The 19,960-nt window shown below is 32.6% G+C and carries 14 protein-coding genes; 3 read left to right on the forward strand and 11 right to left on the reverse strand.

All coding sequences use genetic code 11. The annotated features are described in order from the left end of the window. Positions 1–30: 30 nt before the first annotated feature. Positions 31–3,459, reverse strand: a complete 3,429-nt coding sequence (gene ileS, locus ACQUQZ_RS00300) for an isoleucine--tRNA ligase (RefSeq protein WP_435352541.1) — start codon at positions 3,457–3,459, stop codon at positions 31–33. Positions 3,460–4,057: 598 nt separating this feature from the next. On the opposite strand from ileS, the gene ACQUQZ_RS00305 reads away from it, so the two are divergent. From ACQUQZ_RS00305 to ACQUQZ_RS00315, 3 genes are read left to right on the forward strand one after another with little or no spacing between them, the layout of a single operon-like run. Continuing rightward, positions 4,058–6,079, forward strand: coding sequence for a gliding motility-associated C-terminal domain-containing protein (locus ACQUQZ_RS00305; protein ID WP_435352542.1), 2,022 nt, complete (start codon positions 4,058–4,060; stop codon positions 6,077–6,079). Between the two features lie 14 nt (positions 6,080–6,093). Then, positions 6,094–7,518, forward strand: coding sequence for a capsule assembly Wzi family protein (locus tag ACQUQZ_RS00310; protein ID WP_435352543.1), 1,425 nt, complete (start codon positions 6,094–6,096; stop codon positions 7,516–7,518). Positions 7,519–7,561: 43 nt separating this feature from the next. Further along, on the forward strand, positions 7,562–9,043 hold the full coding sequence (locus ACQUQZ_RS00315; RefSeq protein WP_435352545.1) for a capsule assembly Wzi family protein: 1,482 nt from the start codon (positions 7,562–7,564) through the stop codon (positions 9,041–9,043). Here ACQUQZ_RS00315 and ACQUQZ_RS00320 read toward each other — a convergent pair. The 10 genes from ACQUQZ_RS00320 to ACQUQZ_RS00365 all read right to left on the reverse strand — a co-directional run bounded on the left by ACQUQZ_RS00320 (position 9,005) and on the right by ACQUQZ_RS00365 (position 19,952). Beyond that, entirely contained in the window at positions 9,005–10,951 is a 1,947-nt protein-coding gene (locus ACQUQZ_RS00320; RefSeq protein WP_435352546.1) for a polysaccharide biosynthesis protein, read from the reverse strand. The two genes, ACQUQZ_RS00315 and ACQUQZ_RS00320, sit on opposite strands and share 39 nt — an antisense overlap. 174 nt (positions 10,952–11,125) lie before the next feature. Then, the gene (locus ACQUQZ_RS00325) at positions 11,126–12,508 is read right to left on the reverse strand and encodes a hypothetical protein (RefSeq protein WP_435352547.1); all 1,383 of its coding nucleotides are present in this window, start codon (positions 12,506–12,508) and stop codon (positions 11,126–11,128) included. A gap of 108 nt (positions 12,509–12,616) precedes the next feature. After that, positions 12,617–13,582, reverse strand: coding sequence for an MraY family glycosyltransferase (locus ACQUQZ_RS00330; protein WP_435352548.1), 966 nt, complete (start codon positions 13,580–13,582; stop codon positions 12,617–12,619). Positions 13,583–13,647: 65 nt separating this feature from the next. Then, on the reverse strand, positions 13,648–14,583 hold the full coding sequence (locus tag ACQUQZ_RS00335) for an NAD-dependent epimerase/dehydratase family protein (RefSeq protein WP_435352549.1): 936 nt from the start codon (positions 14,581–14,583) through the stop codon (positions 13,648–13,650). After that, complete coding sequence (locus ACQUQZ_RS00340) at positions 14,561–15,340, reverse strand: glycosyltransferase family 2 protein (protein ID WP_435352550.1); 780 nt, start codon at positions 15,338–15,340, stop codon at positions 14,561–14,563. The genes ACQUQZ_RS00335 and ACQUQZ_RS00340 overlap by 23 nt, the downstream gene beginning before the upstream one ends. After that, positions 15,330–16,478: a glycosyltransferase family 4 protein gene (locus ACQUQZ_RS00345; protein ID WP_435352551.1), complete on the reverse strand. Its 1,149-nt coding sequence runs from the start codon at positions 16,476–16,478 to the stop codon at positions 15,330–15,332. Before ACQUQZ_RS00345 ends, ACQUQZ_RS00340 begins: the two co-directional genes overlap by 11 nt. After that, positions 16,442–17,356 carry an NAD-dependent epimerase/dehydratase family protein gene (locus tag ACQUQZ_RS00350; protein WP_435352553.1) on the reverse strand — a complete coding sequence of 305 codons (915 nt, stop codon included), beginning with the start codon at positions 17,354–17,356 and terminating at the stop codon, positions 16,442–16,444. Before ACQUQZ_RS00350 ends, ACQUQZ_RS00345 begins: the two co-directional genes overlap by 37 nt. Before the next feature lie 2 nt (positions 17,357–17,358). Further along, positions 17,359–18,177, reverse strand: a complete 819-nt coding sequence (locus tag ACQUQZ_RS00355) for a class I SAM-dependent methyltransferase (RefSeq protein WP_435352554.1) — start codon at positions 18,175–18,177, stop codon at positions 17,359–17,361. Position 18,178: 1 nt separating this feature from the next. Beyond that, positions 18,179–18,817 carry an acyltransferase gene (locus ACQUQZ_RS00360; RefSeq protein ID WP_435352556.1) on the reverse strand — a complete coding sequence of 213 codons (639 nt, stop codon included), beginning with the start codon at positions 18,815–18,817 and terminating at the stop codon, positions 18,179–18,181. After that, positions 18,783–19,952: a glycosyltransferase family 4 protein gene (locus tag ACQUQZ_RS00365; RefSeq protein WP_435352558.1), complete on the reverse strand. Its 1,170-nt coding sequence runs from the start codon at positions 19,950–19,952 to the stop codon at positions 18,783–18,785. The genes ACQUQZ_RS00360 and ACQUQZ_RS00365 overlap by 35 nt, the downstream gene beginning before the upstream one ends. Positions 19,953–19,960: the final 8 nt, after the last annotated feature.

Genomic DNA, 19,960 nt, shown 5'->3' on the forward strand with positions numbered 1-19,960 from the left:
TTGAATATATATATTGGTGTAAATCGAAAATTATTTTTCAACATCGACACTCACTATGAGCAAAAACTCATCCATTTCAATTTCAACAGTATTGGTAGGTTTTTCTTCAAAAATTTTCAAAGAAAGTGCTTGAACTTCTTGGCTGATGTATTCACGATTTGCTTCAATAGCATCGGCAAGAGCTGTGTTATTATTGAAAAGTTGGATTCTGATTTTGTCAGTCACTTCAAAACCATTGTCTTTTCTATAATTTTGGATACGATTGACAAAATCACGAGCGATACCTTCTTGGCGAAGTTCGTCAGAAATCGTAATATCTAAAGCAACTGTAATTCCATTATCAGAAGCAACTAACCAACCTGGCACATCTTCTGTTTGGATTTCGACATCTTCTAAAGCAATTAAGAATTGAGGATTCGGAATTAGGAATTGTTTTTCTTTCTCTAAAACCTTCAAATCTTCTGCACTTAATTTATTAATTCCTTCTGCAATTAACTTCATATCCTTACCAAATTTCGGCCCTAAAGTCTTGAAATTTGGTTTTATTTTCTTTTTCAAAATTCCTGAATCATCATCAAGGTATTCGATTGACTTAATATTTACCTCAGACTTGATGATTTCTTCTACATGGCGAATCTGTTCACGAACCTCTTCAGACAACACAGGAATCAAAATTCTTTGCAAAGGTTGGCGAACTTTAATCTTATGTGTTTTACGCAATGAGTGAACCAAAGATGAAATACTTTGAGCCAAATCCATTGAAGTCTCTAAGTTTTTATCGACCCAATTTTCATCATAAGTTGTCCAATCTGTAAAATGCACAGATTCGTGGCGAAGCGGCGTGTTTTTTTCGATCGCTTCTTCACGAATACAATCGGTCAAGCTTTTATAGAGCCAATCGGCATAAAAAGGTGCAATTGGCGACATTAATTGTGCAACAGTTACTAAACAATTTTGAAGTGTTTCGTAGGCTGCACGCTTATCTTGTGTCAATTCTCCTTGCCAAAAACGACGGCGACACAAACGCACATACCAGTTTGACAATTGGTCACAAACAAAATCTTGAATCAAACGCCCAGCTTTGGTTGGATTATAATCATCAAATTGCTCGCCTACTTCTTTAACCAAAGTATATAATTTCGACTGAATCCAACGGTCAAGCTCGGGCAATTGATTGTAAGGAACTCGGTCGAATTCGGTCATTTTATAATTGTCCAAATTGGCATAAAGAGCGTAGAAATTATACGTATTTGAAAGTGTTCCGAAGAATTTTCTTTGTACTTCGCCAATACCATCAATATTAAATTTCAAATTATCCCAAGGCTCCGCATTTGTAATCATGTACCAACGGGTTGGGTCAGCACCATATTTGCCCAAAGTTTCAAATGGGTCAACAGCATTGCCAAGACGTTTTGACATTTTATTGCCATTTTTGTCAAGAACAAGTCCAGTAGAAACGACATTTTTAAACGCAACCGAATCATACAACATACCCGAAATGGCATGAAGTGTAAAGAACCAACCACGAGTTTGGTCAACACCTTCTGAAATAAAATCGGCAGGATAATTAGCTTCAAAAATTTCTTTATTTTCAAATGGATAATGCCATTGTGCAAAAGGCATTGCTCCCGAATCGAACCAAACATCAATCAAATCTGCCTCACGTTGCATGATTTTCCCACTTGGCGAAATCAGATAAACTTCGTCCACGTAAGGGCGGTGGAGGTCTTCAATGCCATCTTTCAGCAAATCTAAAAACCTTTGGTTTTGCTGACGTTGTTCATCAGTTAAAACAGTATCGTTCAAAGCATGAAGAATGCCATTTTTCAACTCTTCTAACGAACCAATACAAACTTCTTCGCCGTCTTCCGAACGCCAAATAGGCAGTGGAGTTCCCCAATAACGACTGCGACTTAAATTCCAGTCAACGGCATTTTCAAGCCAATTGCCAAAACGTCCAGTTCCAGTACTTTCAGGTTTCCAGTTGATGGTTTTATTCAATTCTACCAATTTATCTTTCATGGCTGTTGTACGAATAAACCAACTATCCAAAGGATAATACAAAATAGGTTTATCTGTTCTCCAGCAATGTGGGTAAGTATGCTCATATCGCTGTACATTGAAAGCTTTGTTTTCAGTTTTTAACTTAATCGCAATGCGTTCGTCCACCGAAAGGTATTTATCTCTGTCCTGTTTGATGCGTTCAGCTTCTTTTTCTTCATCAGATAAATAGGCTTCTTTTACATATTCTAAAGCAAAATCAGTGATTTCTTTCACAAAACGACCTCTTTTGTCAACAATTGGCACATCTTTTCCTGTTTCATCTTTAACCATGATTGACGGAATACCGTGTTGCTGAGCAACTCTAAAGTCATCTGCACCAAAAGTTGGTGAAGTATGCACAACCCCTGTACCATCTTCAGTCGTTACAAAATCACCAATAATTACTCTAAAAGCGGCCGTTTCTGGTTGAACATAAGGCAATAGTTGCTCATACTCAATTCCGTCTAAATCAGAGCCTTTGCACTCGGTAATGATTGTCCACGGAATAATTTTTTTATCTGAATTTGCGAAACCATCAAAATCTCCATCTTTGCCTTTTTCAGTAAAATATTTTCCTACTAAATCTTTTGCCAAAACTACATTTACGGGCAAATAAGTATAAGGATTAAAGGTTTTAACCAAAACATAAGTAATGTTTTTTCCAACGGTCAAAGCCGAGTTTGCAGGAAGCGTCCACGGCGTGGTTGTCCAAGCTAAGATGAAAACATTACCTTCACTTGCTTTGAAAAGAAACTCCGATTTATGATTTTCTATAACTTTAAATTGAGCCGTTAAAGAAGTGTCTTTCACGTCTTTGTAAGTTCCAGGCATATTTAGCTCGTGCGAACTTAGTCCTGTTCCTGCAGCTGGCGAATATGGTTGAATGGTATAACCTTTATAAAGCAATCCTTTTTTGTAGAATTCTTTTAATAAATGCCAAATACTCTCAATATATTCGTTTTTATAGGTAATATAAGGGTTTTCTAAGTCAACCCAATAACCCATTTTTTCGGTCAGGTTGTCCCATTGGTCAGTAAAACGCATAACCGTTTCACGACATTTTTGGTTATATTCTTCTACACTTATTTTCTTGCCAATATCTTCTTTGGTAATACCCAATTCTTTTTCAACTTGTAACTCAACAGGCAGGCCGTGTGTATCCCAGCCACCTTTACGCTTTACTTGGAAGCCTTTGAGGGTTTTATAACGGCAAAAAATATCTTTAATCGAACGAGCCATTACGTGGTGAATACCAGGCGTTCCATTGGCTGAAGGTGGGCCTTCAAAAAATGTAAAAGCGGGTTGTCCCTCACGTACTTCTATTGATTTTTCAAAGATTTTTTCTTCTTTCCAAAACTCCAGAATCTCGTCGGCAATAGCGGCGTAGTTGATTGATTTATATTCTTTGTAGTACATAATAAATAAAAAAATAGGACAGGATTAAGCGATTTTAAGATTATAACATTCTTGATTTGTTTTTGTGTTTGAAAGAAAATTCTTGGAAACAAATCGTGTCTATCTTATTATCTTTTTAATCCTGTTAAGATTAAGGGTGCAAAGATAAGGATTTTTTACCCTTCAAAGAATATAATTCCAATACTGATTAAGCGGCTATTGACTTTTTTGTATGAAGAGGTTAGACATTAAGATAAAACAATAGTGTAGAAGCCAACTTCAATACCATCCATATAGGGAGAAGCTTAAACGAATAAAAGCCTAAAGTAGGCTACTAATCGAATAGATTTAGAGGAAGTGTGGTTGAATTTTTTTAATAAATTAATATTAAATTTTCAGAATTGGTTTAAAAGTAGGTAATAAGATTATTTTAGGAAAAGCGTTTAAAAGTTTAGTTTTACTTTAAAAAATGTAGCCAAAGATTCATAATTCAGAACTCAGAATTTAGAACTAAAAAAAAATAGCCATTAAATAAAAAAATAGAGAAAATAAGAATTATTAATAAAGAAGTACGTTATTTATATGCAATTTTGTAGTGATAACTGGCCATTTAACCTCTATGCGTATTCATTCAATTGTATTTCTTTTGGTTTTATTTTCGACTTCTGTATTTGCACAAGATTTGTGTAACAAAACAGGTGTCGAAAAAGGAGGCTTTACTTTTGAAACACCATCAACCGTTTGCGTCGGACAAGAAGTAAGAATCAAAGATAATTCGGGTGGAACGGAAGTAAAATATATCTATGGTTATAGAGGTGAGGCAGCTTCAAAGCTCGCAAGTCTTAATCCAACGACCGATACCAAATGGACATTTCTTGCAGCAGGGCAATACTTTATTTTACAATATGGGAAAAAGAATGGGAAAGAAATGTATTATTGTAATGTAGTTAATGTGCGTGAAAATAATCAACCTAGAGCATCATACTCAACATGTAATAATGATGTGATTGAGTTAAATATCCCCAATGATATTAAAATTAATAATTTTGACTTCTACCAGATTAGTTGGGGCGATGGAAATGCACCAGAAGTAGTTAATAAAAGTCAGCTACCGTATAATAAATCAAGAACATTAACATTACCTCGGACAATTAAAATTGAGGGTTTTTTCACAGCGGGTAGTAATTGCCCATCACCAAGTGCCATCATACTCCCGATTTTATTGCCAAGTGCATTCCCATTAGGTTATACGCAACCTTTCTACCCAAATATTGAAAAAATAGAACTTGAGACAGCTCAAACAGCTAAGTTAGAAATCAAAGGAGGGTTTCAAGAGAATGGTTATGATTTATTTATGACACCCCAAGGACAAGCCTATTCCTCAGATCCTATCTCAAAAAATATTAAGCCAGGTAGTTTTACTGTAAGTATCCCAGACAGTAGCCAATCGTATTGTTTTTATATACAACGAAATACAAACTGTGGATTGGAGCAATCTGCTGAAATTTGTACAGTCGTTTTATCAGATGCAAAGGCTGTTGATAAGCAAAATATTATTTCATGGGATGAGTATCCAACTACAATGACAGGAATTTCAAACGAAGCTTCGTTTGGTAGGTATATGAGTAGAACACAAACGCTACAAAAAAAAGAAAATGGTGTTTTATTGTCACCAATATCTGTTAATTCAAACAATGGAAATTTTATAGAAACAGTAGATTGTGCAAAAAAATATTGTTATCGAATTATTGCTGAAACTCAAGGACAATTTTATTATAATGCTTTTAAAGGACAAAGTATTTCCAAAGAAATATGTTTGGATCGAAAAGAAGTTCATCCAAACCCAATTACCGATGCTTTTGTAACAGTTAACAATGCGAATAATGTAGAAATTAAACTTAATGATAATAGCTCATGGGCTTTAAATCGTAAACGATATATACTTTATAGAGATAATGGAACAGCATTTGTAAAAATAGATAGTAGCACAACAAGTAAACAATTTACAGATACAACAATTGATGCTTCACAAAAATCTTATTGCTATAAAGTTGCGTTTGTTGATGAATGTGAAAGTACTTCAGAAGCTTCCCCACCTTTTTGTAGTACAAACCTGTCAGAAGGGGCTAATGGGTTTTTACAATGGACGAGTCAATCTCCTTTTGCTAATAGCACTATTAAAGCTTTTGAAATTCAGTCTTTTGATGAAAATTCTGGTTTACCAGTAACAGAGACAACACAAACAATAACAACGTTTGAACCTAAATTAGATAAGTTTGAAGAAGAAGCAAAGTTTCGTATAAAAGCTATTGCAACAGATGGAAAAGAGAGCTTTTCTAATATTTATTCTATACCTGTTAAAGTAAAGTTTTTTATACCTGAAGCATTCTCTCCCAACGAAGACGGTATTAATGATGATTTAGCGATGAAGGGTAGTTTTAAGCGATTTACGACCTTTCAAATAGAAATATATAATCGGTGGGGAGTTCCAGTTTTTATATCTACAGATGTAACAAATACATGGGACGGTAATTATCAAAATACAATCGCTCCGATAGATATCTACACCTATAAAATTTATGCAAAGCTCAATGATGGGCAGGAGTTCAATAAATCTGGAAAATTTTTGCTGTTGAGATAAAAACTCAAACTTTTATGAATAGATGTTTCCGTGCAACTTTGTTCTTTTCCTGTCTTTATATTAAAACTTGCTTTTCGCAATCGCTATTTTCTGATATAAAATATCAATTAGAGGCAGGTACTTATTTTTCTTCATCAAAAGCAACCCCATTTTGGCAACGTACCAATCAATATGGTATTGTACCTTTGCAATCTCCCATTATTACTTTTCGCGGGGCGGCTCACCTGGAATATGACTCTACAAGAAATGAGCAGCAAAAACTAAAGAAGTTTGGTATTGGTTATGGCTTATGGGGTGTTGTTAATATCGGTAATCAAAGTAAAGTTTTTTTGCCTGAATCCTATATAAAGATTCGCTATAGAACGGTTGAATTGTATGGAGGAAGAAGAAGAGAGGTAATAGGTTTGGTTGACACTACACTTACTTCTGGATCATATATTTGGTCTGGAAATGCTTTGCCTATACCAAAGATTCAGCTTTCTGTACCTAACTATTCTCAGATTGGTAAAAGTTCGTTTTTTTTTAAATTAGGAATAAGTCATGGGTGGTTTGGAAACCAAAGGGGTGTTAAAAACTTTTTTTTACATCAAAAATGGGTTTATGGGCGATTAGGTAGAGAAGATGCCAAATTTAAGTTTTATGCTGGATTTAATCATCAGGTGCAGTGGGGTGGGATTTCTGAAAACAAAGACCCTTCTTTTTCAAAAGATGGACAATTAGCACCGTATCCATGGTATAGTTATCAATTTGTATTAATTCCATTTTTACAAAAATTAATTAAACTAAATCCTGATAAATTAACAACATTTGATAGAGGCTTAGCAATCGGTAATCACTTGGGTTCGGCAGATATAGGATTTGAGTTTGACAATAAAAATGTTAAATTATTATTTTATAAGCAACAGCCCTATGATTTTGCTCGGTCTTTATATAATTTTAATAATATTGAAGATGGATTATATGGTTTGGGTATTAACCTCAAGCGACATTATTATGTTAAAAAAATACTAATAGAGTATCTTTATACCTTAAGCCAAGGATTGTACCGTTTTGGAAAATATCAAACATCCAATTATATTGAAAATGATGACTATTTCTCGCATGGACAATACACTGCATGGGAATATAATCATTTTATAATAGGGACTCCTTTTATTTTAGCTAATGAGAGTGGAATTAATAACAATCGGATAAAAGCTTTTTCCACATCTATAAATGGCTCATTATTTAAGCAAACCTCATACATTTTGGGCGGAACTTTTAGCTCTAACCTTGGCACTTACGCTTCAAAACTATCAAAAAAGCAATTTTCAGGAAAAGCTAATATTAACTACCCTTTAAATAATAACACATCATTATTAGGTCAAGTTACATTAGATATTGGTACACTTTATTCAAAAAATATTGGTTTTTCATTAATTTATAGAAAACTTTTGTAAGTTCGCATATATAATGACAGTGATTAATAAAAAAATACTTTCCGTGAATTGTTATTTATACCGTATCTCTTTATGTTTTTGGTTTCTTTGTGGTAAAATATGTTTTTCACAAACGCTTCTATCTAATGTAAAATATCAAGTAGAATCAGGGGCTTTTCTATCTACCTCAGGAAAAACACCATTTTTATTGCGATCAAATCAATATGGAGTAGTGCCAATGGAATCGGAATATCTAACCTTTAGAGGGGTTGCGTATAAAGACTATGATTCAGTTTCACTAAAAAAACAAAAAAAAATTGCTTATGGTTATGGCTTAAATGCCGTCATTAACGTGGGTAAAGCGAATCAAATTCTTTTTCCTGAAGCTTATGTAAAGATTCGTTATGGTGCATTTGAATTTTATAGTGGGCGTAGAAAAGAAATCTATGGAATAGTTGATACTTTACTAACATCAGGGTCATATATTTGGTCTGGAAATGCCTTACCATTACCCAAAATACAAGTTTCTATTCCAAATTATACTTCAATTATTGGACATGGCATACTATCCATAAAAGGTGGATACGCTCATGGCTGGTTTGGCCGTCAAGGAGATGTAAAAAACTATTATCTTCATCAAAAATGGTTGTATGGTCGCATAGGAAAACCTACTTGGAAGATTAAATTTTATGGTGGATTTAATCATCAAGTACAATGGGGAGGGCATCCAATTAAACCGTATATAGAAGATCAGACAGGCAGACTTATAACAAATTTTGGTAATGATTTTAAAACATATTTAAATGTAGTTACGGGTGTCAGTTTAAATACAAAGGGTGGGCTTGCTTTAGATGGAGTACCTCAAAATGAGGCATGGAATCGGTCTGGGAACCATTTGGGTACTGTTGATATTGCTACCGAAATCAATTTAAAGAATAATAATTTACTTATATATCGACAAAATATATACGAAGATGGGTCATTATTTTATTTAAATAATATAAATGATGGCTTATTTGGATTTTCTTTTGTAAGAAAGAATGTTGAGAATGGAATTATTAGGTTTTGTTTTGAGTATCTTAATACCACAAGTCAAGGAGGAAAGCCAGAAGAACGACACGATGAGATTTTTCAATTAAGAGGGGCTGATAATTATTTTAACAATGGGATTTATAGTAATGGGTGGACTTATAGAAATAATATCATTGGAACACCATTAATGACACAATTGAGTCAAATAAAAAGTACACTTATTAGTAAATATAACCTTTCTGAACTACCCTATATTATTAATAATAGATTAAGAGCATATAATTTTTCTTTAACAGGGAGAATGTTAAAAACGAGCTTTACTACGAAATTTATATGGAGTAATAATTTAGGAGTCTATAGTAATCCTTTTTCAGCTAAACAATTCTCTTTTATTCAACAATTGAGTTATGAGCGTCCAAAGTATATAGTAGTTTCAAGCTTGTCAATTGATAGTGGAAAGTTAATAGCTAACAATTTAGGGCTTTACTTCGGTGTACGGAAAGCTTTCCTCTAATTCGTCTAAATGCTCGTATATTGAATTATTACTAATATATTCTGGTATTATTCTTTTTAATTCAGTAACAATTTCAATATTATCCATCTTTGCTAATATATACTCCAATTGCTTTAAGGAGGCTGATAATATATCGAAATCTTCCGCCATTACCTTAGCAATCATTATTTTATTATGATAGGTTGGTATTGTATTTTCATTACTATGTAATAGTTCTTCAAAAAGTTTCTCACCAGGTCGCAACCCTGTAAATTTTATTTCAATATCTCTGCCTAAAGATAAACCAGATAATTGAACCATTTTTTTTGCTAAATCAATAATTTTAACTGGTTCGCCCATGTCAAACACATACACTTCGCCACCTTTTCCCATTGTACCTGCTTCTAATACTAATTGGCAGGCTTCAGGAATAGTCATAAAATATCGAATAATATCTGGATGAGTTACTGTAATTGGCCCACCAGATTCAATTTGTTTTTTAAATAATGGAATTACTGATCCATTTGAACCCAACACATTACCAAATCTGGTGATAATGAATCGAGTATTGTTACCATGATGTCTATTTAATCCCTGAACATACATTTCGGCTAAACGTTTAGTTGCACCCATGACATTAGTCGGATTAACAGCTTTATCGGTTGAAACCATTACAAATTTTTCAACACCATATTTAGATGAAAGGTTTGCGATTATTTTAGAGCCAAAAACATTTACTTTCACTGCTTTATAAGGGTTTTTCTCCATCAAAGGGACATGCTTATATGCAGCGGCATGAAAAACTACTTGTGGTAATTCTTCTTTAAATAATTTTTCGATTATTTTTTCATTCGTTACATTCAGAACCTCAACTCTAATATTTGGTAATAAAGTCGCTGAACCCATTCTTATTAATTCAGTCTCTAGATCATATAAAGCTGACTCGGCTTGATCTATAAGAATTAATTTACTTGGAGAAAATTTAATTAATTGTCTTACTAATTCACTACCGATAGAACCAGCAGCACCAGTGACCAATACTTTTTTATTTGTAATAAATTGTTTAACTAATTTATTATTAATAGAAATAGATTCTCTTTCTAATAAATCTTCAATTTTAATATTTTGAATCTGATTAATATTCAGCTCACCATCCATCCACTGACTTATAGGAGGAACCGTCTTGATAGTTACATCATGAGACAGAAATTCTTCAACAATTTTAGTTTTTCTTACAGGTGAAATAGATTGGATGGCAAAAATAACTTCTATATTTGAACCTGTAATTGCTTTAATATAGTTACCAATCGCTTCTTTTTTTGAAAGAACTTTTATTCCCTCTATAGTTTTGTTTATTTTCTGAGGATTATCGTCAACAAAACAAAGTATATCATATTTCTTTTTTTTGTCTTTAACCAAGGTATTTTTTACCATTAATCCTAAGTACCCAGCCCCATAAATAATTACATTAACGTTGGTTTTAAAAGAACCTAATATATTTTCATATATACTTTTTACTAATAAACGACTAAATATGAGGGCAAACGAAGAAATGAAGTAGTCAATTAATAAGATAGAGATAGGAATATGCAAGAACATATTAGCGTTACCACCCCAAGCAATAGTATGACAAAATAACAGTGAACCCAAAGCCAATGTATTAACTTTAAATAACATTTTAGCATCTTCAATAGATGTGTGTCGAACGATGCCGGTATATGATTTTAAATAGATAAAAGCGGCAAACTTTATTATTAGAACAAAAACTAAATGATATTTAAATAAGTTGGGGTTTATATAAATGAGATCGAAGTTAAACCTTAATAATGAAGCTAATGTGAATGTAACACCGCAAATAAATATATCTAAGACCAAAATGAGCCATTTCGATACAAACTTATCTGCATATTTTTGTAAAAATTGAGTCATATATAAAGCATTCAGATTATAACACAAGCAAATTTAACATGAAAGAAATACATGCCAATAATTAAAGAAAATAATTTAACAGAAATTTATTCATCGGTAAAATTATTAAGTTAAAAAAACCTTCGACTATTAATCGAAGGTTTTTTCGTAATCAAATTGATTAGTTAATCAAAATTATTTTTTCAATTTAGCATTTTCTTCTTTTAATGCTTTAATTTCTTTATTCATTTCGATCATATAGAGTGTAAGCTCTTCGATTTTTTCCATCAATTTAGCAGAAGTTTGCATAACATCTAAGCCATTTTTTGACATTTCCTCAGCTGATGGTACGTTTGGTAAATGTTTGTTTTCTTTTACGAAAGATTCAACTTTATCTAATGATAACAATTTATACGATGGTTCGAAAACATAATCAGCCCAGTCTGCTGTTCCAGCTACCGCAACTTTAATTTTTTCAGTAATCATACCACCTTTAACCAATAAACGGTAGCCACCTGAAGTAGCAGCAGCACGGTCTGCAGCAGCTACCTCACCAACAGCAAGATATTTTGTTGCAAAATCACCATAAACTAATGGAGTTGGAGTAGATGAGTTTGAGATGTAAAGTTTATCACTACCAGTTTCACTACTACCAGAGCTATAACCAATGAATACGTTATTTGAACCAGCGTATGCTGCTGTACCTCTACCAGCCCATGTACCTACGGCAGTGTTTTGGCTACCAGTAGCAAATCTAAGAGATTCAGTACCAATACCCATATTATTACTTCCTGTGCTATTTGAATATAGCGAAGCGAAACCAATCGCCATGTTATATACCCCAGCAGTATTTGCTCTTAGGGCATCTACACCAACAGCCACGTTATTAGATCCACCTACATTTGAAAACATAGCCGAGGCACCCACTGCTGTATTACTTTCACCAGTTGTATTAGAGAATAAAGATGCAGACCCAACTGATGTATTTGCTGCTGCAGTAGATAGTTTCTGGGAGTTGGCTCCTAAAGCTGTATTATTGTTTGAAGTTGTAAGGGCTCCTAATGTATTTGTACCAATACCTGTATTTCCAATACCCGTTATACTTGAAGCAGGAGTAGATGCTCCTAAAAAAGTATTAAATGCAGCTGGCAACGATATAAAACCACCTGTACCATTAGAAACTTTAAAAACGAGAGGCACTGCGTTTGTTGTACCTAAAAAACTACCAGCCGCAGGAGCATTTCCTGTAAAAGACCAGTCATTTGGATCTGCAGCAATAGAGTTAACCCCAGTAGCAGATGCCATTGATTTCCACTCTTTTCCATCAAAATAATAGAATCCTGAAAGAAAATCTGTTTGATAAATCATCAAACCATTTGCTGGGTTTTGAATAGTTCCTCTTTGTTGCAAACTCATGCGAGGAATTAATAAACCTTTTGTCTGTGAAGATAGGTCTAACAATGCTGATTGATCGGGTTTAGCTGTACCAATACCGACGTTATCTTTTTGGGCTTGAGCTGTAAGGCTTCCAATTATGGTCGCAACTAACAAAGTTGTTTTAAAATAAATTTTTTTCATTGTTATTGAATTTAAATATTTATGACGATTTTTATGTAACGAAATTAACAGCTTTTAATTTACAAAAAAAATAGTATTACAATTTTTTATTTAATGGTAAATGCGTTTTTATACTCTTTGCCGAGTAATGAATAATCTAATGCCCCAGTAAACACTAATAAGCAAGATTGTTAAACAGCCAATTATTAGATATTCATGAAATAAATCTTGTTTCATTGACCAAATAATTATTGTATTTACAGCTAATTGTACTGTAGAATATGCTATAGAAATATAAAGGGCATTGATCCCCAACTCATTTTTCAATAATTGGAAAAGGTGTTGACGATGAGGTTCAAAAATATTTTCTTTGAGATAAAGTCTTCTTGCAATAGTCATAGAAGTGTCAATACCATAGACAATAAAGAAGAATAAATAACCTAAATTTTGTGTTTTTAGGCATAGAACAAATAGAAAGAAAATTAAAATAAAAGCAAGACTCACGCTGCCAACATCACCAGCGAAGCATAAGGCTTGGTTTCTAAAATTAAAAATACTGAGTACTAAAAGACTAATAGCAGTGATTAGTAATAAGTCTAAGGGAATAAAATTATCATGAAAAATGTTTACCCAAATCAAACTTATGACAATAGTTAGCCCATAGGAGACCGTAATCCCATTGATGCCATCCATAAAGTTAAACGTATTGATGATTCCAATACAAATAAACACAATGGCTGGTATCCACCATGTTAGTGTTATCCAAGAATTTATTTCTTGAAAAATAAGCAAGACCGCAACAAGGTGAGTAAGCATTCTGATCCGTTTCCCCACCGTTTTAATATCATCAATAAAACTAATGCTGGCAATGCTTATTAGACCTAAAACAAAATAAGGAAATTGAAAATCGTTGATAAAAAAATAGAAAAGAATAGCGATTGGAAAAATGATTCCTCCTCCACGAATAACAGGTTTTTGGTGGGAACTACGGTGGTTAGGTATATCTAATATTTGATATATTCTTGCTATTTTAAAATAGATAAGTTCTATTAAAATAAGTAAAACAAAGATTATTAAGTAATAAGAAGTAGTCATTAGATTAAGTAGGTTTTTCCCTATTGATAAATAATTATCATGTTTTTTCGAGTATTGATTAAAAATTAATACTTAGGCTTATAATGGTTTAATATACTCACAGGATTCCAACCTAAATTTTCACGAGCTAAGGTATCTGAGAACGTTAGACTACTTGTAATTTTTTCAAGTTTATTAGAGTTGAAAATGAAAGGTTTTTTTGTAATTTTTTCAATCGAATCGCCTATATATGCCAGCACCTTTGCAATAGGCATTGGGATAGATTTAATACGCCTTTTGATGTGATAACTTAATAGTAGAATGTTTTCTAATTCACCAAAAGTTGGATGATGTCCATCAGTTAAGTTATATATACCTCCTTTAGTAGCTACTATTGGAATTACTTTTGCAACATCTTTCCCTAAGACCATACTTCTTTTTGCTTTCCCATCTCCAATACGGAAGTAGTATCCTTTTTTGATAGCATTAAGCATATTTTTGAGATTTCCAGGTGGATTTTCACCAACAACTAAAGGTAAACGCAAAATAGCAATGGTAATATTATTTTTGAGTCCCCATTCCCACACAAGTTTTTCAGCCTCAATTTTACTTTGTCCATAAGGGTCTTTAGCCGCTAATATGGTCGTTTCGGGCAACAAATTTCCAGAAGATATACCATATACAGCTACTGAACTAATAAAAACAAATGCCTTCGGTTTAATGGTTAATGTCTCAATACCTAATAGTAAATTTTTCGTTCCTTCTACATTAACAGTATAAAATGATTGTTTTTCTTCTAAAGTTTTCGGTATTATATGTGCTTTTCCAGCACAATGAATCACCAAATCAAAAGATAGATTTTTCAAATTTGGTATTTCTTTTGATAGATCAACATGAATACTTCTTTCTAATTCTGTCTTAGTTCTACTAATTTTCCAAACAAAATCCTGAATAGTGTTTTCAAAATATTGTGATATTATACTTCCTAAAAAACCACTACTACCTGTTATGAGAAGGTTCATTGATAATAACTTGTTTTAACTTAAAAACTAATCGTTTCAGATAAAAAAATAATGGCACATTAATATGGTTCATCTGCCATGATTGATATATTTCCTTATTCCCGAGCAAAATATTACGCCAATTCTTGGTGCTTTCTCCACCCATTCGCATTTTTACTAATACTTCATTGATATAATATGGACGATATTTATTTACTTTAAATGCTCGAAGCATCCATTCATAGTCAGAACTTATTTTAAAACCTGAATAATACAGGCCGATTTTTTCATAGACTTGTTTTCTTACAAAAAGCGTAGGATGGGGGATGACAAAACCATCATCAAAAAAAGAAGGATAATATGCCTTTGATTTCCAAAATCTTACACTTTTTGTTGGGTTTTCAGTGTTGAAATAGAATAAATCACCATAAATAGCATCAATATCAGTGTTGTTTTTAAAAGTATTGGATACGCAAGTTAAAACGTTTTCATGGTTAAATAAATCGTCAGAATTCAGAATCCCAACTATATCCCCAGTGGAGAGCCTAATTCCCTTGTTCATAGCATCATAAATCCCCTTATCAGGCTCACTAAGTAGTTGAGCAATCTTGTCTCGATAGTCATTAATAATAGACAAAGTGCTATCATTTGAACCACCATCAATAATGATATACTCAATTTCATTTATGTTATGAGTCTGCTGACTAAGTACAGATTCAATTGTTTCTCTGATCGTTTTTTCAGAATTAAAACAGACTGTAATGATACTAATTTTCATCAAAAATATTTATAAAACCGATGGCAAATTGATTAACTCTTTGTTCAAAGTCATCGAAAATAGGTAAAGGTTGCGTTTCTTTAGTTAGTAATTTGATTAATATTGACGCTAATGAGGTGCTATCATTGGGATTAAAATAAAAAGCCTTGTCACCCATTTGTTCATGATGTACTGGAATATCAGAACAAATAACTTGCTGTTGAAGTGTTTTTGCATCCTCAATACTCGTATTCCAACCTTCAAAGAAACTGGGTTGAATGGTTGCAATTGCTTTTTTAAAAAGAGCAAGTTGTTCATTACGAGGAATAACGCCTAAAATTTTTATATTCGACTGTAATTTATTGTCTTCAATATATTTTTCAATTTTTGGATAAAAAGTTTTATCTCTGTAATCTTCTTTTTTTCCAGTAAAAACAATATTAAAATCGGTATAACCTTTATCAAGCAGGTGTTTTACAGATTCAAGAACAACCAGATGATTTTTATGTTTGTAGAATTGGTTAGAAACGATAAAATAAGGTTTTTGAATATCATATTTTAATTTTATTGTTTCGCCGTCAGGACAATCAATCTTATTAGCATGTGAAACAAAATTTAACACATGTAGCTGAGCATTAATTTCACTATAAAACTGTAATAGATGAGACTTGGCATCATTGCTTGATAAGATTACATGATTTGTATTTTTGAAGGAGTTTTTAAATCGAAACTCTCGAATAATACGATTGATTCTTCCAAAAAAATGTGGGTAAAACTTATGCTGGAAATCTGTAACCCAAGCGACTGTTTTTTTGCCTTTTACTGGACTTTTAAATAGGATATCATTGACCGGTAAGGCTGCATCAAGCTGATATTGGCTCAATAAATTATTGATAAAATAGTTTTCTCTTTTGATACAGCTCCAAAAATACAACTTTAATACATGAGGGTAATCAAGTTGAATTGGCTGAATATAAGGATACGTATTAAAGATATTAATATACTTCTCGGTTGACGAATCATAAAATAAGACAATAAAAGGTTTTTTAATATCTTCTAAGTAGTGTAATGATTGTACAATATTACTTAGGTAATATACTACACCCAAATCATCATTATTCATCAAAAATCCAATTCTTTTTCTATTTGTTTCAGCCATGTGCAATAATCATTTAACCCTTTACTTATATCTATTTTTTTTTGGTAACCAATAGATTTCAACCGATCTATATCTGCCTGCCAATTTTGAGGATCGCCCTCTCGTGGTTTACCTTTGAATGTAATACTTATTTTTTTTTGTAATGCCTCAAAAAAATGAGTTGTTATATTTTTAATCTGGATTTCTTCCCCATTAGCTACATTGAGTATTGAAAATGGAAATTTTGTGGGAATAATCAATAGTTTTACTATTTCAACGATATCTCTTACCTCAATAAAGTCTCTTGACTCATTGCCCGTTCCCCATAGCTCGATATGGTCTAAATTTCTACTTTTATTAAATAAATCCCAAAATAATTGCTTACGAAGGCCAGCACCGTAAGCTGAAAAGACCCTAAGTGAACAAGTATCTATGCCATAAAATGCCCTAAATTGTTCACAAATCTGTTCGGCATATAATTTGTGCTTGCCATAGGGAGATAATGGTGATAGGGAGTGAAGCTCGGAAATAGGGAGAGTGCTTGGATTGCCATAAACTGCAGCACTTGAAAAGTTGATAAAGCGACATGTTGGGCAAAAGCGATGAATAGCCTCTAAAACTTTATAAACATTTACAGTATTTAACTGAAAGTCTCTTAAAGGGTTAAGTATTGAATCTGGTACACTTGCGGCTCCAGAACAATTGATACAAACATCAAACTTGTGTTCTTGAAAAATAATAGCAAAATCAGCATTAGTTGAATCAATCACATAGTAATTTGGTGTGTTGTAATCTTGTATCACATCACAACTTACCACAAAACAACTGGAATCATGAACAAACTCACGATAAATATATGAACCTATAAAACCTTTTGAACCTATAATGAGAATATTCATAATTAGTTTTTAATAGCAATAAAGCTATATAGTTTTCCAGGTAATGACTCTAATCTGTACTTGTTTACGACCCAAAGTAAGTTCACAGTTAAGGAATTATTGAAAGCTTTACCTAATTTATTTGAAATGATATTTGCTATTTTTTCTTTGTTCCAAGGAGAAAAATTAATAGCAGATTGACTTGGTGTAAGTATTTTTTTTATTGCTAAATTTGATTGTTCAATAGCTTCTTTATATTCATTGAATAGAAAAGCATTTTCTCCACCATAATACTTATGTAAAGGGTGTCTTTGCAAGAAGCTTTTTTTGTCTGTTTCATCTTTTATTACATGATCACGAACAGTCATTAAAATTCCATCTTTTTTTAAAACCCTTGCGGCTTCCTTCACAAATTTATTAAGATTATAAGCATGATGCATAACCTGTCTACCATAAACAATATCAAAACTTTCATCGTCAAAAGGTAAGCTTTCACCAAAAGCCTCTACAACCGTAATGTTTTTTAAATTATAATGACTTGTAAGAAATTTAATAGCTCCACTGCCTACAGTATTGCTTTTATCAGGTTCTAACGCGACAACGTCATACCCTGCTAAGGCAAATGCAAGAGATGAAATACCATTACCCGCTCCAATATCTAAAATTTTGATAAAACTTTTTTTAACGAAAGGTTGGAGTTCTTTTATTGTTTCAGACCATTCTTCACTATTCCTAAACCGTTCAATGTTTTGAATTAAATCTTCTTCTAAATAAGCATCTCTGGTAATTTGTTTATTTTCTGGTTGTGAGCGAAAATGAATCACCGTTTCTTCCCAAGTCATATTATTCGTCTTTATTGATATATTTCACTATTTTCGCAGGATTGCCAGCTACAATAGTAAAAGGTGGAACATCTTTAGTTACTACACATCCTGCGGCAACAATGGCCCCTTCTCCAATAGTAACACCTTTTAATATAATAGCGTTGAATCCAATCCAAGCGTTATTTTTAATCTGAATAGGTTTTTCCTGTAAATCTATATTTTTAGGGTGACCGCTATTATATATTTTTGAATAGTGTTCTTGTCTTTCACGTGAATTTATAGGATGAGAATTATTATCATGGATATTAACATTATGGGCTATTAAAACATTATTGCCAATAATAATTTCTGAAGAAGACCATATTTTAGTTAGTTCTCCAATATAACAATTATTACCAATAATAATTTTTCCACCATGTCCAAAAATAAACAACTCTCCTCTTAATGTAGTAAACTCTCCAATTTTAATACATGATTTATCACCTTGGGCATTCAATATTTTAGTAGAACTAAAAAATTTAACGCCTTTTCCTGCCTCTACAAGAGAACGATACATAATTGTTTTACTTGTATCACGAATTTTTTCAAAAATTCTATATATAAAGTAAAGGAATCTCCCCATTCTAAACAAATTTAATAAAAGCCCTAGCAATCGCATTCCAACTTAACTCTTTTTTAACATACTCAATGCCATTATTTCCCATTTCTTGCCTTAAATTTAGATTTAGTATCAAATTTGATAAAGCATTTTCCAATTCTATAAGATTTCCACCGTTAATCAAAATACCGTTTTTATATTTTACCCTTTCAGGCATGTGATGACTACAGATAATAGGGCAACCACAGGCCGAAGCATCTATGGTACTATTGGTTGTATGGTCGGGCCATACAGCAATATCGGCTGCGTTATATATGGCTGGAAGTAGAGGAATAGGTACTGCTTTCTTTATAATAACTTTATGCTTACTTTCTTTGATAGCATTATTGAGTTTAATTTGATACTTTTCGGCAACATCACCTACTAAAAGCACCACAATTTTATTATTTCCTACTACTTTTTCATCATTTAGGGCCTCAAAGATAAGATGAACTTTTTTATCTTCATACATTTTGCCTGTATAAATGACTAAGATTTCATCGTTTTTGATGCCAAGTTCGTCCCGAAAAGAAGTTCGGAGTTGGTCGTCTTTTCTAAAAATATCGGTATCTGTACCAAGAGGTATCATTACAACCTTATTACCCGTAAGACCAAATTCATCACGCATGACATCAATACAAGTATCTGATATCCCAACTAGTTTGTTGGAAATACGCATAAATCGTTTAGCAAATAGTGTTCGAAAGAACCAAAAGACAATTTTAGCTATCTTACCTTTACGGCTAAGATTTGTAGTAGTATGGTCATCAAAAATAATAGGACAACCCATTTTTTTATACATAAACAGCAAGCGAATAGACTGCCAAGTAAAAATTCCATGTGATACAATTAAATCGGGCTTCAATTCGAGGAGTTTTTTTCTAAACCCTCGGAGCCAAATAAGTCCTACATATTTTCGAGCAATACCTTTTAGTCGATGAACAGGAACATTATAACAATTCAAAAAAGTACCAACTCCCACATATTTATCTCCAATAATGTGCTTAACGGTATTATCATAGTCTGGATAGTCAAAATGAACATCAGAAGATATAAAATGAACTTCATGCCCCAGTTTTTTCCATTCAAGACCCAAGTAATAATCTTGATAGCCCAATCCATCTTGATAATGTACATTTATACTTATTATCTTCATATTTTTAC

It is taken from the genome of Emticicia sp. SJ17W-69, from assembly GCF_051209875.1.
Classification (GTDB): Bacteria; Bacteroidota; Bacteroidia; order Cytophagales; family Spirosomataceae; genus Emticicia.

What these genes read in the sequence shown, in the direction of transcription:
- ACQUQZ_RS00330 (WP_435352548.1), bottom strand. Translation starts at nt 13,582, where the DNA reads ATGACTACTTCTTATTACTTAATAATCTTTGTTTTACTTATTTTAATA.
- ACQUQZ_RS00350 (WP_435352553.1), bottom strand. Translation starts at nt 17,356, where the DNA reads ATGAATATTCTCATTATAGGTTCAAAAGGTTTTATAGGTTCATATATT.
- ACQUQZ_RS00320 (WP_435352546.1), bottom strand. Translation starts at nt 10,951, where the DNA reads ATGACTCAATTTTTACAAAAATATGCAGATAAGTTTGTATCGAAATGG.
- ACQUQZ_RS00345 (WP_435352551.1), bottom strand. Translation starts at nt 16,478, where the DNA reads ATGGCTGAAACAAATAGAAAAAGAATTGGATTTTTGATGAATAATGAT.
- ACQUQZ_RS00310 (WP_435352543.1), top strand. Translation starts at nt 6,094, where the DNA reads ATGAATAGATGTTTCCGTGCAACTTTGTTCTTTTCCTGTCTTTATATT.
- ACQUQZ_RS00365 (WP_435352558.1), bottom strand. Translation starts at nt 19,952, where the DNA reads ATGAAGATAATAAGTATAAATGTACATTATCAAGATGGATTGGGCTAT.
- ACQUQZ_RS00340 (WP_435352550.1), bottom strand. Translation starts at nt 15,340, where the DNA reads ATGAAAATTAGTATCATTACAGTCTGTTTTAATTCTGAAAAAACGATC.
- ACQUQZ_RS00355 (WP_435352554.1), bottom strand. Translation starts at nt 18,177, where the DNA reads ATGACTTGGGAAGAAACGGTGATTCATTTTCGCTCACAACCAGAAAAT.
- ACQUQZ_RS00360 (WP_435352556.1), bottom strand. Translation starts at nt 18,817, where the DNA reads ATGCGATTGCTAGGGCTTTTATTAAATTTGTTTAGAATGGGGAGATTC.
- ACQUQZ_RS00325 (WP_435352547.1), bottom strand. Translation starts at nt 12,508, where the DNA reads ATGAAAAAAATTTATTTTAAAACAACTTTGTTAGTTGCGACCATAATT.
- ACQUQZ_RS00305 (WP_435352542.1), top strand. Translation starts at nt 4,058, where the DNA reads ATGCGTATTCATTCAATTGTATTTCTTTTGGTTTTATTTTCGACTTCT.
- ileS (WP_435352541.1), bottom strand. Translation starts at nt 3,459, where the DNA reads ATGTACTACAAAGAATATAAATCAATCAACTACGCCGCTATTGCCGAC.
- ACQUQZ_RS00335 (WP_435352549.1), bottom strand. Translation starts at nt 14,583, where the DNA reads ATGAACCTTCTCATAACAGGTAGTAGTGGTTTTTTAGGAAGTATAATA.